This is a genomic window from Caldisericia bacterium (genome assembly GCA_030018355.1).
In the GTDB taxonomy this organism is placed as follows: Bacteria; Caldisericota; Caldisericia; order B22-G15; family B22-G15; genus JAAYUH01.
The window spans coordinates 220,154-235,611 of record JASEFN010000003.1 but is presented as its reverse complement, the minus strand read 5'-3'; the positions used below and the strand labels follow the sequence as shown (position 1 = coordinate 235,611).

General features: G+C 25.2%; 13 protein-coding genes and 1 tRNA gene. 10 read left to right on the top strand and 4 right to left on the bottom strand.

Annotated elements, in window-relative coordinates:
* Positions 1–46: 46 nt before the first annotated feature.
* On the top strand, positions 47–1,627 hold the full coding sequence (locus QMD25_04515; GenBank protein ID MDI6861260.1) for a nucleoside kinase: 1,581 nt from the start codon (positions 47–49) through the stop codon (positions 1,625–1,627).
* Here the strand turns inward: QMD25_04515 and uvrC are convergent.
* Complete coding sequence (gene uvrC / locus QMD25_04510; GenBank protein ID MDI6861259.1) at positions 1,624–3,231, bottom strand: excinuclease ABC subunit UvrC; 1,608 nt, start codon at positions 3,229–3,231, stop codon at positions 1,624–1,626. The genes QMD25_04515 and uvrC overlap by 4 nt on opposite strands.
* Before the next feature lie 30 nt (positions 3,232–3,261).
* Between uvrC and miaA the strand changes: the two genes are divergently transcribed.
* Genes miaA through QMD25_04495 form a run of 3 tightly spaced genes read left to right on the top strand, consistent with a single transcriptional unit; the run spans position 3,262 to position 6,924 of the window.
* The gene (miaA, locus tag QMD25_04505) at positions 3,262–4,176 is read left to right on the top strand and encodes a tRNA (adenosine(37)-N6)-dimethylallyltransferase MiaA (GenBank protein ID MDI6861258.1); all 915 of its coding nucleotides are present in this window, start codon (positions 3,262–3,264) and stop codon (positions 4,174–4,176) included.
* Positions 4,161–5,369, top strand: a complete 1,209-nt coding sequence (locus tag QMD25_04500) for a methionine gamma-lyase family protein (GenBank protein ID MDI6861257.1) — start codon at positions 4,161–4,163, stop codon at positions 5,367–5,369. Before miaA ends, QMD25_04500 begins: the two co-directional genes overlap by 16 nt.
* A 19-nt stretch (positions 5,370–5,388) precedes the next feature.
* On the top strand, positions 5,389–6,924 hold the full coding sequence (locus QMD25_04495) for a sensor domain-containing diguanylate cyclase (protein ID MDI6861256.1): 1,536 nt from the start codon (positions 5,389–5,391) through the stop codon (positions 6,922–6,924).
* Here QMD25_04495 and QMD25_04490 read toward each other — a convergent pair.
* From QMD25_04490 to QMD25_04480, 3 genes are read right to left on the bottom strand one after another with little or no spacing between them, the layout of a single operon-like run.
* Positions 6,918–7,514 (bottom strand): cyclodeaminase/cyclohydrolase family protein, encoded by a 597-nt coding sequence (locus QMD25_04490; GenBank protein MDI6861255.1) that lies wholly within the window; start codon positions 7,512–7,514, stop codon positions 6,918–6,920. The two genes, QMD25_04495 and QMD25_04490, sit on opposite strands and share 7 nt — an antisense overlap.
* A 10-nt stretch (positions 7,515–7,524) precedes the next feature.
* Positions 7,525–8,556: a response regulator gene (locus QMD25_04485; GenBank protein MDI6861254.1), complete on the bottom strand. Its 1,032-nt coding sequence runs from the start codon at positions 8,554–8,556 to the stop codon at positions 7,525–7,527.
* Between the two features lies 1 nt (position 8,557).
* Entirely contained in the window at positions 8,558–10,756 is a 2,199-nt protein-coding gene (locus tag QMD25_04480; GenBank protein ID MDI6861253.1) for an MASE3 domain-containing protein, read from the bottom strand.
* 84 nt (positions 10,757–10,840) lie between these two features.
* Here QMD25_04480 and QMD25_04475 point away from each other — a divergent pair, with 84 nt between their 5' ends.
* The 6 genes from QMD25_04475 to thrC all read left to right on the top strand — a co-directional run bounded on the left by QMD25_04475 (position 10,841) and on the right by thrC (position 15,449).
* Positions 10,841–11,038 (top strand): ferredoxin family protein, encoded by a 198-nt coding sequence (locus QMD25_04475; protein ID MDI6861252.1) that lies wholly within the window; start codon positions 10,841–10,843, stop codon positions 11,036–11,038.
* Between the two features lie 37 nt (positions 11,039–11,075).
* Positions 11,076–11,168 (top strand) — tRNA-Ser (locus tag QMD25_04470).
* 8 nt (positions 11,169–11,176) lie between these two features.
* Complete coding sequence (locus QMD25_04465) at positions 11,177–12,160, top strand: TGS domain-containing protein (protein ID MDI6861251.1); 984 nt, start codon at positions 11,177–11,179, stop codon at positions 12,158–12,160.
* Complete coding sequence (locus tag QMD25_04460) at positions 12,157–13,008, top strand: hypothetical protein (GenBank protein ID MDI6861250.1); 852 nt, start codon at positions 12,157–12,159, stop codon at positions 13,006–13,008. Before QMD25_04465 ends, QMD25_04460 begins: the two co-directional genes overlap by 4 nt.
* A 34-nt stretch (positions 13,009–13,042) precedes the next feature.
* On the top strand, positions 13,043–14,212 hold the full coding sequence (locus tag QMD25_04455; GenBank protein MDI6861249.1) for an MFS transporter: 1,170 nt from the start codon (positions 13,043–13,045) through the stop codon (positions 14,210–14,212).
* A 7-nt stretch (positions 14,213–14,219) separates the two neighbouring features.
* Positions 14,220–15,449, top strand: a complete 1,230-nt coding sequence (gene thrC, locus QMD25_04450) for a threonine synthase (GenBank protein MDI6861248.1) — start codon at positions 14,220–14,222, stop codon at positions 15,447–15,449.
* Positions 15,450–15,458 lie beyond the last annotated feature (9 nt).

The following is a 15,458-nucleotide window of genomic DNA, read 5'->3' as shown; positions in this document are numbered from 1 at the left end:
TTATGACTCTTAATAATTTTACAACATAAATGTTAAAATTAAATAGATGAGAATAAGGTTAATAGACTTAATTAGCGACATAGATTATCCTTATACTTCAGCAATAGTAAATAATAGAAGAGTTGGTTTTTTAGATGAAATAGAAGAAAATTCAACCTTTAAACTTATTGATATTCAAGATATGGAGGGAATGAGAACCTATGAAAGAACTATAACTTTTCTTATTTCATATCTATTTAATTCTCTTTTTAATCTCACAGTCCAAATTAAATACTCATATGGCGATGGAATTTATGGTGAAGTTATAGAAAGTAAAGAAATAAAAGATCTTGTACCAATAATAAAAAATGAATTAATAAAACTAATAAAAAATGATGTTTACTTAAAGAAATTTGACTTAAGAAAAGAAGATGCAATAAAACTTCTCTCAATCAAAAGAGGAAATTTTGAACCAAAACTATTTAAATATCTTTCAAAAGATATAATAACTGTTTATTCAATTGATGATTATTATTCATATTTTTTAGGCCCTCTCCTTCCAAGAACAGGTATGATAAAAGTTTTTGACATTAAACCCTATAGAAATGGTTTTTTAATTCTTTTGCCAGACAAAAAAGATAAATATAGAGTTGGAGATATAGATAAAAGAGAAAAACTTTTCAATACATTTGAAGAGTCTCAAAACTGGATAAATACTCTTGGTGTAAAATTTGTTGGTGATTTAAATGAAAAAATAATTAAAAATGAAATTTTAGAACTGATTTTAATTCAAGAGGTGCTTCATGAAAAAAAGATAAAAGAGATTGGTGATTTGATTTATGAAAGAAAAAGTAAGTTAGTTTTAATTGCTGGTCCTACATCATCTGGTAAAACAACATTTACAAAAAAACTTGGAATTTATCTTAGAGTAATTGGCTTTAAACCAATTACCATTTCTACTGATGATTATTTTCTTGATAGAGAGAAAACTCCTTTAAATGAGTATGGTGAACCTGATTATGAATCAATAGCCTCTATTGATTATAAATTTCTTCAAAAAAATATAAGTGAATTATTAAATGGAAAAAAAATTCATTCTCCTAAATTTAATTTTGCTACTGGAAAAAGAGTCAAAGGTTATGAAATAGAGCCACAAGATGGAATGATTATTTTAGTTGAAGGACTTCATTCTCTTAATCCTATTTTAACTGAGGAGATTGATGAAAAATTAAAATTTAAAATTTATATCTCTGCTTTAACTCAAATAAATTTTGATAATTTAAATAGAATCCCAACAAGAGATTTAAGATTAATTAGAAGGATAGTTAGAGACGCAGTTTTTAGAAAAATTTCACCAAAAGAAACTATAAAGCAGTGGAAAAATGTAATTCAGGGTGAAGAGAAATATATATTTCCATTTCAAGAAAGTGTAGATGTTATGTTTAACTCCTCTCTTTTATATGAACTTCCAATATTAAAGTATTATGCAGAGAGAAATCTTTTAAGTATAGATGAAAAAGATGATGAATATGTAAAAGCAAATATTCTTTTAAATTTTTTAGATCATTTTGTGCCTCTACAACCAACAGATGTTCCCAAAACATCAATTTTAAGAGAATTTATTGGAGATGGTTCTTTTAAATATTAACTATCTAACTCACCTTTTCTTAAAAGTTTTTTAAAATAATTTTTAGCAAATCTATGAGCCTCATCTCTTATTTTTTGAAAGAGTTGAAGAACATCACTATTTTTTGGAAGAACAATCTCATAATCAAAATCTTCAAAAAAGAGAATTTCATTTTCTTTTGCAATTGAAATAAATTTATAGGGTAAATTTAGTTCTTTTTTAACTTCAAGAGCAATATTTAGTTGTCCTTTACCTCCGTCTATCAAAATTAAATCTGGTTCCCAAGAAAATTTCTTATCACCAATATGAGAAAATCTTCTTAAAAAAACCTCCTTAAGCATTCCATAATCATCTGGTCCTTTTGTGAACTTTATTTTAAATTTTCTATAAAAATCTTTTTTTGGAACTCCATTTTGAAAAACAACAAGAGATCCAACTGCATATTTTCCTCTAATATTTGAGATATCATAACCTTCAATATATTCTGGAATTTTATTTAATTTTAATAGTTCCTTTATTTTTTTAAGTGTTTCATCTTTAATTGGTGAAATTAATTTCATTAGATGTTCTTTTGCATTTTCACTCGCAAATTCAACTACACTCTTTTCAAAATCACTTTTAGGTAACCTTATGACAATATCTTTTCTAAACTTCTCTTGTAAAAATTTCTTTATTTCATCTTTTTTGGCTAATTTATAATTTGTAATTATTAAATCTGGAGCATCAATTTTTCTTGAATAAAATAATGAAATAAATGTTGAAATAATTTCTTTTGATTCACTATTTCCTATCATCTCATAAGGTTTTTCAAATATAAGCCTTCCATTTCTTATTTCTAAATACTCAATTAAAACTCTATCTTTTTCTTTTATTAGATAAATTACATCAAATGATATATCTTCATTTGTTAATACTCTTTGAGAATAAAAAACTTTATCAATTGCCTTTATTGAATCTCTTATTACTGCTGCTTTTTCAAATTGAAGTTTTTTAACATATTCATTCATCTGTGTTATAAGAGAATCTTTTAATTTTTTATAATCATTTTTAATAAATAAAATAAAATCTTTAACTTTCTTTTGATAATCTTCTTTTGATATATTTCCTATACATGGTGCACTACATTCCCCAATATCAAAATAGATACATTTTTTATTTGGAAGTTTTTTTATGCACCTTCTTAATTTAAATATCTTCCTTCCCAAAGAAACAACTCTTCTTAATGATTTAACATCAACAAAAGGACCAAAATAAAGAGCGTTATCTTGTTTTAATCCTCTTTTAACTTCAATATATGGAAAATCATCCATAACAATTTTTAAATATGGATAAGATTTATCATCTTTTAATCTTATATTATATTTTGGTTTATGTTTTTTAATTAAATTTGCTTCAAGAAGAAGTGCTTCTGAGGGTGAAGATGTTACAATGTAATCAAAATTAGAAATTGATTCTCTTAAAATTTTATCTTTTGGAAAAATAACACTCTTAGTGTCAAGGTAACTTCTTAACCTCTCTTTCAATGAGGTTGCTTTTCCAACATAAATTACTTCATTTTTATCATTGTAAAAAATGTAAACTCCAGAAGCAGAGGGTACTTTTTTAAGATCATCTGGCCATTTCATATCTCTTAAATTCATTGTATTATAAAATAGATGAAAAAGGTAATATATATTGGAGGTCCTACAGGAGTAGGAAAAAGTGAAATAGGAGTAAAACTCGCAAAAAAAATTAATGGAGAAATTATCTCTTGTGATGCCTTTCAAGTGTATAAATATATGAATATTGGAACAAATAAAATAAAAAAAGATGAGATGGAAGGTATACCTCATCACCTTATTGACATAATTGATCCAAATGAAGAGTTTTCAAGTGGCTTATATAAAGAGATTGCATTGAAAAAGATTGATGAGATTATAAATAAAGGAAAAATGCCAATAATTGTTGGGGGAACAGGCTTATATTTAAGAACTCTTTTATATTTTGATCCACCTGAAAAAGATGATACAATAAGAAAAAATTTATTAGAAAGAGTAAATAAAGAGGGCTTAGATTCTCTTTATGAAGAATTAAAAAGAGTTGATCCAGAGTATGCAAATAAAATCTCAAAAAATGATAAAAAGAGAATTGTTAGAGCGTTAGAAGTTTTTTATATTTACAATAAACCTTTTTCAACTTTTCAAAATATGATAGAAAGATTTGATTCAATAAAAATTGCCTTAATAATGGATAGAAAACTTCTTTATGAGAAAATAAAAGATAGAGTTGAAAGAATGTTTGAAAGAGGTTTTGTTGAAGAAGTTAAATATATAAATGAAAAATTTGGTTTTTCCAAAACATCAATTAAAGCAATAGGTTATGAAGAAGTTTTAAAATATTTAAAAGGAGAAATAAATATTACAACATGTAAAAATGAGATTATTAAAAAAACAAAAGAATATGCAAGAAAACAGATTATATGGTTAAGAAAAGAAAAAGATATAATTTTTATTAATATTGAGAATAAAGATAGTGAAAAAGTTGTTGATGAGATTTTAGAAATTGTGAGGAATAGATGGAAGATATCATAAAAAAGGTTGAAGATGAAATTCAAAATAAGATAAAAGAATATGAAAAAATAAAAGAAAAAAATTTTATAAAGGTGATTGAAGCATTTAGAGAATTTAAGGTTAGAGAGAGCGATTTTTGTGATTCAACTGGTTATGGATTTGGTGATATTGGAAGAGAAAAACTTGAAAGAGTATTTGCTAAAGTCTTTGATGCTGAAGATTCTCTTGTTAGATCTCAAATTTCATCTGGATCTCATGCAATTTCTATTGTTCTATTCTCCTTATTAAAACCCGATGATGAGCTTTTAACAATAACAGGAGAACCATACGACACAATACAAAGAATTATTGGAATTAAAAAATCTCCTCTTTCATTAAAAGATATGAATGTTCTTTACAAAGAAATTGATTTAATAAATAATCCACAAGATTTAAAAAAAGTTATTTCTAAAAAAACAAAGATGGTTTTTATTCAAAAATCTATGGGTTATAGTGGAAATAGAAGAACTTTAACAAATGAAGAGATTGGTGAATATATTAAAAAAATTAGAGAAATAAAGGAAGATATTATAGTTTTTGTTGATAATTGTTATGGTGAATTTGTTGAAGAAAAAGAACCAACCACATATGGAGCAGATCTTATTGCTGGCTCAATGACAAAAAATCCTGGAGGAGGAATAACGCCATTTGGAGGTTATATTGCTGGAAAAGGTAAACTTATTGAAAAATGTGCTTCTCTTTTAACATCTCCTGGCATTGGAAAATATGGAGGTGCTCAAATAAACTTTAAAAGATTTGCTTATTTAGGTTTATATTTTGCACCTCATATTGTATGTGAAACACTTAAAGGAATAACATTTGCATCAAATTTATTAAAAAAATATAATTTTGAGGTTTTCCCGCAATGGTATGAAAAAAGAGGAGATACACTTCTTGGAATCAAATTTGAAAGTAGAGATAAATTAATAAAATTTGCACAACTTGTTCAAAAATTTTCACCAATAGATTCAGATGTTTTTTTAGAACCAATAAAAGAAGATTTCTTCAATTATGAAGTAATTATGGCAGCAGGAACATTTACACAAGGCTCATCTATCGAATTTTCTTTTGATGCACCACTAAAAGAGCCTTATATTGGGTATCTACAAGGTGGACTTTTTTATGAAGCCATAAAATATAGTATAATGAAAATAGTTGAAAATTATTTTGAATAATTTTATTTAAGGAAGTAAAATGCAAATTTTATTAATTAGTTTAATTTTTATATTAATTTTTTTAATTATTTTTATTTTTTTTAAGAATATTATTGCTCTAAAAATAGAGTTTTATGAGAATAAAATTAAAAATATCTATAAATTATCAGAATTAACAATAAAAGAAACTGATTTAGACAAATTATTAATTAAAATTTCAGATTATATTTATAAAATTCTTGGTTTTAAAAATGTTTTTATTTATTTTCTTGATGAAGAGACTAATGAACTTGTGTTAAAGGGAACTTATAACTTAAGAACATACGAAATTGACAAAAGAAGGATAAAACTTGGAGAAGGTATTTTATCTAAAGTTTTTGAAACAAAAAATTGGATTTATATAGATGATGTAACAAAAGAAAAAACTTATTTAAAAGTTGTTGAGAACATTAAATCTGAATTTGTTTATCCAATATTCATAAAAAATAAAATTAAGGGGGTTTTGGGGGTTGAGAGTGAAAAAAGTTTGAGTAAAACTGAAATTGATTCATTACTTACAATTGGAAATCTTTTAAATATATCTATCGAGAGAATTTATTCAATAAAAGAGATTGAAGAAAAATTAAAATTAATTAATATAATAAATCAAATATCAAATTATTTTCTTTCATCATTAAATACGATTGATCTTTTAGAGAAAATTGTATATGTTCTCGTTAATAATTTTGGTTATGAAAAGGTTGGTATTTTGCTCAAAGTTGATAATAAATTGAAAGAATTGGTAAATTTTGGATTCCATATAAAAAATTTTGAAATAGATATAGATTATCCAAAAGGCATAATAACAAAGGCGTTTAGAGAAAGAAAAACAATTGTTGTTAATGATGTGTCAAAAGATCCTGATTATATAGAAGATTTAGGCACAAAATCTGAACTTGCAGTTCCTATATTTTATGAAAATGAACCAATTGGTGTTATTAATATTGAATCAAAAGTTTATAATAGATTTACAGAAAGTGATGTTCTTTTAATTGAAACACTTTCCAATACTATAGGTGTTGCAATAATAAATGCAAAACTTTATGAGGAAACAAAAAAGTTAAGTTTAATTGATGAGTTAACTGGATTAGGAAATTTTAGATTTTTAAAAGAAACAGTTGAAAAGGAGTTTGAAAAGGCAAAAAGATATAATTTACCTTTATCTATTATATTTTTTGACCTTGATAATTTTAAAAGAATCAACGATACAAAAGGCCATCAAGTTGGTAGTTTAATTCTTGTTAATATTGCAAGAATAGTTCAAAGAATTATAAGGAAATCAGATTATGCATTTAGATATGGTGGAGATGAATTTGTAATAGTTTTGCCTATGACAGATAAAGAAGGTGCAAAAAAAATTGCAGATAGATTAAAAGAGGAAATAAATGCAAGTGAAATTGAAGGTGTAAAAATAACTGCTAGCATTGGCATATCTACATATCCAGAAGATGCAATTAATTCAATAGAACTTTTAGAAAAAGCAGATAAATATGCTTACTTTTCAAAATCTTTAGGAGGAGATAGGGTTTATTATTGATTTAAAATATTTAAGACTTCTTTAAAACTTCTTTCGGCAAATTCTAAAATCTCATTTTTTATTTTTTCACATTCATTACTAATTTCATTTACAAAATTATCATCTTTAATAGAATTTAAATTTATCTTTACATTTAAATATGAAGATAAAGCACCACTTTTTAATGAAAGTATAGCAACACCAATATCAGAAATTGCATTTTTATTACCTTCCTTCAATAAAATTTCAATAAATGGAATTAAATTTTTAGCAAGTTTTAAACTTTTAAAAGGGGTCTCTGTTGCCTTTTTTAGTGCTTCCTGTATCTTTTCTTTTCTAATTTTCTTTTCTTCATCACTCTCTTTTGGCAATTTATAAGCATTCATTACTAAATTAAATGACTCCTCATCTTCAATTGATAAATTATAAAATTCATCTCTTAGTTTTTTTAAATCTTCAATATAAGTTTCAACTCCTTTTGATAATCCACATACCATAGAAAGAAGACTTGCTGAAAATGAAAGCATCAAATCACCTACACTACCACCTCCAGGAGTTGGTGAAGGAGAAGATAAAAGGTTTAAGTATTCTTCAAGTGTTCTTGTGTACATATTAACCTCCTTAATAGTAATTCTCTCTTATTTCATCCCAAAAGTTTATAACTAAATCAACTAAAAGTGGGTCATATCTCTTTTCTTTATTATTTTTAATCTCATCTAAAACCCTTTCTTCACTATATTTTTCTTTATAAGGTCTTTTCGTTGCCATAGCATCAATTGAATCAATTATATTTACTATTCTCCCTCCTAAAGGAATCTCCAATCCTTTGAGTTTATTGGGATAACCATTACCATCCCATCTTTCATGATGTGTTAAAGCAATTGTTTCTGCCATTTTTAATATTGCTGATGTTGAACCTTTTAAAATTTCAGCACCTATTATTGTATGTTGTTTCATAATTTCAAATTCACTATCTGTAAGTTTTGCAGGTTTTAATAAAATTCTATCTGGAATTCCAATTTTTCCAATATCATGCAAAGGTGATGCATATTTAATATAATAACAAAAATCATATGGAAGATTTAATTTCAATGAAATTTCAAAAGATAATGTTCCTACTCTTTGTGTATGTTCAAATGTTTCATCATCTCTATATTCAGAAATCTTTGATAATTTTTCTAAAAGTTCAAAGGTTAGTTTACTATTTTCATTTATTAACTTTTCGATCTCTTCTTCTTTTAATGTCAATTTTTTTGTTGTCTCTTTTAAAAATTCGTGTTTATATTTATAAAAAATATAGGTTTTTCTTGCAAGTTCAATTTTTGTTTTTAATATATTTAATTCAACTGGTTTTATTATATAATCATCTGCGCCCTTTAATGCAGCATCTTTCATCATTTCTTCATCTCCATAAGAAGTTAACATAATAATAAAGCACTCTTTCTCTAATTTTCTTATCTCTTCAGTTGCTTTTATACCATCCATTAAAGGCATATTTATATCCATCAAAATTATGTCAAAATCTCTTTCTTTAACAGCATTAATAGCCTCAACTCCATTTGAAACAGATTCAAAATCATATTTTAACAAATTGATCATATTTTCCATCATTTTTCTCGTTAAAGGATCATCTTCAACGATTAATATTTTCATATCAACTTTTTCCTCCAATTAAATTATTTATAATTTCCAAAATATCATTTGGATTTGTCCCTTTATCGATAATTATTGCTTCATCAGTTTCTATTTCTTTTGATACTGTAAATAAAATAAATTTTGTATCTTTAAACTCTTCTTGTGTTTTAAAATATCTTATTAGTTCTAATCCATTTAATTCTGGTAAATTATAATGAATAATCATAATATTGGGATATGACTCATATGCTTTTATTATACCTTCTTTATAATTACTTGCTTCAATAATATTGTATTTTCTTAAAATATTTTTTAAATAAATTCTTGTTAATTCATTTTCATCAATTATTAAAATATCTTTTTTCTCTTTAAATTCAATTTCTTTTGTTTCAATTACTCTTATTGGAATAGTTACAACAAACATTGAACCCTTTCCAACTTCACTTTCAACATTAATAGTTCCATTCAATAAATCTACATAATGTTTTACTAAACTTAAACCCAAACCAAAACCTCTTCCATTTTCTGTTAACTTTACAAATGGTTTAAATATATCATTTATTTTATCTTTTTCAATTCCCACACCTGTATCCTTTACATTAATTATTAATTCATCTTCTTTAACCTCAACTAAAATATCAACTCCGCCAGTATTAGTAAATTTTATTGAATTTGATATCAAATTTGTCAATATTGATTTTATTGCATACTCATCAGTAAAAACAATCTCTTTACCTATAAATTTATGATTTAAATAGAGTTCTTTTTCTTTTGCAAGATGACTCAATTCATATATTATATTATTAAATAAATTTTTTATATTTATCTCTTTTATTTTTAATTTTAAATCTCCAGTTTCAAGTTTTGTTAAATTTAATATATCTTCTACAAAATTTAAAGCATTTTTCAAAGAAAAGTTAATATTATTAAAGATTTCTAAAATATCTTTAGAAATTTCTCCATAAAAACCGCTTAATAAAAGTTGCACATAACCATAAACAACATTCAATGGTGTTCTAATATCATGTGAAAAAGATCTTATAAAAAATTTTCTATATTCATCAACTTTAATCAATTCACTTTTAGTTTTTTCCAATTCATCTATTAGTTTTAATTTTTTAATATATACCAAAATAAACTTAAACAAAGATAAAAGAAGATTTTCTTTTATTTTATCGTCAATTTTTGTTGAAAAAATAGTTAATTCATCAAATTCTAATTTATTAAATTCATTGCTATTATTATATTCAAAATAATTATTTGGTAATTCTGAAACACTCTTATAAATTAAATTTTTGTTTTCAAATAAAGCACAAGGTATAGATTTAAAATAATTACTATAATATTTTTCAAGAGTTTTGTAGATACTATCTAAATCTTGATATTTTATAATCTCATCTCTTATTTTTAGATTTAACTCTATTAATTCTGTTATCTCTTTTAAATTAACTTTTGATTCAATATCTTCTTTTATATATTTCTCTTCAATCTCTTTAATAGATTTTAAAGGTTCAAATAAAAACTCTTTGTATCTAAAAATTGCAATTAATAAAAAACCTGTAAATTTTAAACTATGACCGAGCCATACAATTGGCTCAAATCCAGTAATATATCCTATGAAACAGAATTCTGATAAACCCAAAGATAGTCTTCCAAAAAATATATATGGATATCTTATTAGATAAATAGCAGAAGAGATAAATAGTAAACCATAAATTATTTCTAACATGTTTTTTAAAATAGTTGTACCTGTTCCCTCAACATAAAATATATTTTTTGGTAGATAATGTGGTAAGAAAATTGCTATTATTGTTATTGTTATCATGTTAAAATATAATAATTTCCATCTTATAGTTTTATATTTTATAAAAAAGATGCTTGAAAAGAAAGAAACAGATTGAATCAATCGAGCAAGCATCCAATATGCAACAGAGAGTTGAATATTACTTATATTAGAAGGACCACCTGGATAATAAATTGTATGAAAAATATCTAAAATACCTCCACTCAAACATGCCATACCTAATATTTCTATAAGCGGAGTTATTCTTGATCTTGGTAAGATAATAAGAATTAAGAATAATGAAATTTGCATAAAGATTGCGAAGAACTCAATTAATAAGTGAGTAATATATGAATATTTAAAAATGTAAAAAAACAGCAAAACTAAAAAATTTGATATTAGAAAAATTAATATAAAATTTAAATATTTTTTCATCATAAACCTCAAAGATCAATAGTTTTCTTAATTATATTATAAAATATGATAAAATAACAATAGATATTTTTTAGGAGGTGAATAATGCCTGGACCAATTATTGACCATGAGAAGTGCAATGGTGATGAAGAGTGTTACAATGTATGTCCAGCAGATCCAAATGTTTTTGAAATGAGAGGAGAAGGTGAAAATAGAAAATCATATGTTGTTCACCCAGAAGCATGTATTGAATGTGGGCTCTGTGTTGACGCTTGTCCAACCGGAGCAATTACATTGGAGTAATTTTTTATTTTTTGAGGGGAGAAATCCCCTCTAATTTGGATGGGTGGCCGAGTGGTTGAAGGCACCGCACTTGAAATGCGGTAGGTGGGTAAACCCTGCCTCGCGGGTTCGAATCCCGCCCCATCCGCCATTTTTTATATGCCTGCTAATTTACCACCTCAATTTTATGAATTAGAAAGAGAATATAGAGAGAAAAAAACAATTCAAGAAAAAATTGAAATTCTTAAAAAAATGTATGCAATAATGCCAAAACATAAAGGGACAGATAAATTACAAGCAGAGATTAAGGCAAAAATATCAAAATTAAAAGAAGAGTTAGAATATCAAAGAAAAAATAAAGGTAAGAGAAGTTCTTTTTATATTGAGAGAGAGGGTGCAGGACAAGTTACACTTGTTGGTCCACCAAATTCAGGAAAATCAACACTTTTTTATCTTCTATCCTCTGTTCCATCTGAAATAGGGGATTACCCTTTTACAACAAAAACACCCGTTGTGGGTATGGTTCCTTTTGAGGATATAAAAATTCAATTTATTGATCTACCACCAATTGATCAAGATAGTGATTATACAATTTTTGACATTATTAGAAATTCAGATCTTATTTTAATAGTCTTATCATTTGAAATGAATTTAAATGAAGAATTAGATAAAATTTTAAAAATTCTTAGTGATAAAGGAATAAAAATTCTTGGTGAGGGATTAAGCGAAGATCATCTCTTTGGTCCATTAAATAAAAGAGGATTAATTTTTATTAATAAATCTGATTTATTAACTCAAGATGAAATTGATAATATTTTAAAAAATTTAAATACTTCTATTCCTATTACTTTTGGGTCATGTGAATCAATAATAAATATTGAAGTTGTTATGAAAAAAATCTTTGAAGGATTAAATATTATAAGAGTTTATACAAAAGAACCTGGTAAACCACCTGATATGACAGATCCGCTAATTTTAAAAAAGGGATCAACTGTTTTAGATGCTGCTTATAAATTACATAAAGAGATTGCAAAAAATTTAAAATATGCTCGACTTTGGGGCTCAAGTAGATTTGAAGGTCAACAAGTAAATAGAGATTATATATTACAAGATAAAGACATTGTTGAGTTCCATACGAAGTGAAAAAAATTAAATTAATAATCTTTTTTATTTTCATTTTTATAATTTTTTATTTTTTTATAACCATTGATTTGTTAAGTTTTTTTAAAATTTATAAAATTCAACTTATACTAATTTTCTCTTTTTATTTAATTTTAAATTCAATTTTAAAAAGAGGAAAATTCATTCTTCTTATAATAACTTTAATAGCAACCATTTTTTATTTTTACATTTATCCAAATTTTCTTGAAAAAAGAATTTTATTTTCTGAGACATTTAAAAAAGAGAGTTTAAATAAACTTTTAAATATAAATTTAAAAATTGAGTCAGGATATTTTAAAATATTTGGTGAAAAAATAAATGAAGATTTTATTTTTGATTATACATCATATAAAAAGATTTACCTATACAGTGAAATTTTAAAAGATAAAACCAATTACTTTTTATTACAAAATGTTATAAAAAGATATATTAATAATTCTGATGAATACAATTTAATTGTTAATGAGAATAAAATTTTAAATTTAAATATAAAAGGTAAATCATTAAATTATGAACTTGATTTTTCAAATATTTTATTAAAAGAGTTTTTTTTAAATTCGGAGTCTTCATTTATTGAAATAAAATTACCAAAAAATCAAAATGAATTATTCATAAAAATAAATGTTAAACCATCTTTTATTAAAATTGGTTTAAGAAAAATTTATAATGTAGAATTGAATTTAAAATCAAAAAATATAACATCTAATTTAATTGATTTAGGATTTAAAAAGAAAAACCATAATATATACTATTTGGAAGGAGGGAAAAATAAAATTTTTATCGAAATTAATACAATATCATCATATATTGATTTTTACTTTTTAGACTAAAATAATAATAATGATAAAAAGTTAGGAGGTTTTTATGTTTAATGTTATTTTAACTGGCTTAACCTCTTTTTTAGTAGACATTAGCACAGAAATGTTTTATCCTTTACTCTCTCTTTATATTGTTGCTCTTGGAGGAGGACCTCAAATTATTGGTTTAATTGAAGGAATTGCTGAAAGTTTAGCAAGTTTACTTAAAGTATTTTCAGGAAATTTATCAGATATCATTAAAAAAAGAAAACCACTTGCAATTTTTGGTTATTCATTTTCAGTAATTGGAAAAATTTTTATGTATTTTGCCCAAAGTTGGGGAGGAGTTTTTTTAGGAAGAGTTATTGACAGAATAGGTAAAGGTATTAGAACTGCTCCAAGAGATGCATTAATTGCAGAATCTGTAAATGAAAGAAGAGGAAGAGCATTTGGAATACATAGAACTATGGATACACTTGGTGCATTTTTTGGTGTTTTAATCTCTTTATATTTAATTAAAAGATTTGAACTTTTATCAATTGAAAAAGGAGCGAATATTGTTGCTAATTATTTACCTATTTTTAGGTACATTATTTTATTTAGTATAATTCCTGGAATTTTGGGTGTATTTATTTTATTTTTTGTTAAGGAGACAGCGAAAGGGTTGCCTCTTGGAAAAAAGTTAATTTTAAATTTAAAAATTATACCAAAAAAATTGAAGGGATTTCTTCTCATAACTCTTATTTTTACATTTGGTAATTCATCAAATCAATTTCTTTTATTAAAAGCAAAAAGTATAGGATTTTCGATTATTTCAGTTCTCTCTCTATATCTTGTCTACAATATAACTTATGCACTTTTTTCATATCCATTAGGTAGATTATCTGACAAAATTGGAAGAAAATGGATAATTGTTATAGGTTATTTAATTTATGGAATAGTTTACCTTTCTTACGCATTCGCTAAAAGCACTCTTCTTATATATATTCTATTTTCAATTTATGGTTTATACTCTGCTTTTACTGAGGGAGTTGAGAAAGCCCTTGTAGCAGATATTTCACCAGATGAAATAAAAGGTAGTTTAATTGGACTCCATGCAACCCTCGTTGGAATAGGACTTTTCCCTGCATCTTTAATTGGTGGTTTACTTTGGCAATTTATTTCTCCACAAGCAACATTTATTTTTGGTGGAATTATGGGAATAATTGCTTCAATTGGAATGTTTTTAGTATTATAATAAAATCATGAAAAAAATTAAATTTTTAAAATGTATTCTTTGCGGAAGTGAATATGAAGAAAGTGAAGTAAAATATACTTGCCCAAAGTGCGGAAAAGATGGAATTCTTTTTGTAGAACTTGATTATAAAAATTTAAACTTCAAAAAAGAAAACTTAAAAGATAGACCAAACAATATTTTAAGATACCATGAACTTTTTCCAATAGAAGATATACAAAACTCTCCACCTCTAAATGTTGGAATGACTCCACTTTATAAATCAAAAAGATTAAATGAATATCTTAAACTTAACAACTTATTGATTAAAGATGACGGTAGAAACCCAACAGCCTCCTTTAAAGATAGAGCATCTTTTATAGTTGTTAAAAAAGCAATGGAACTTGGGTTTAACTCAATTACAACAGCATCAACAGGAAATGCAGCATCATCTCTTGCAGGAATTGCAGCAAGTGTTGGAATAAAAACATATATTTTTGTTCCAGAAACTGCTCCAAAAGCAAAAATTGCACAACTTCTTGCTTTTGGTGCAAATGTTTTTGCTGTAAAGGGAAGTTATGATGAATGTTTTGATCTTTGCATTAAAGCAAGTGATGAGTTTGGCTGGTATAATAGAAATACCGCTTATAATCCATATACAATTGAAGGTAAGAAAAGTGTCTCTTTTGAAATATGGGAACAAATGAATTTTGAAGTGCCAGATAAAATTTTTGTTTCTGTTGGTGATGGAGTTATTTATAGTGGAGTTTATAAAGGTTTTTATGATTTATATAAATTAAACTTGATTAATAAAATTCCTCAAGTAATTGGGGTACAAGCAGAGGGTGCATCTCCTATTGTTAAAGCATTTATTGAAAATAAAGAGAGAGTTGAACCAATTGATAATCCAAAAACAGTCGCAGATTCAATATGTGTAGGATATCCAAGAAATGGAAATATGGCCTTGAAACTTGCAAGAGAATATAATGGAAATTTTATTTCTGTTTCTGATGAAGAAATTCTTAGTGCAATACCACTTCTTGGAAAACTTACAGGCATATTTGGTGAACCTGCTGGCGTAACACCCCTTGCTGGCTTAATTAAAATGAAAAAAGAAGGAAAAATAGATGAAAACGAAAAAATTGTTGTAATAGTTTCAGGTAATGGATTAAAAGATATTGAATCTGCAATTAAAAGTACAGGTGAACCAAATTATATAAATCTTGATATAAATGATATAAGAAAACATGTTAAATTTTAAATATATTAA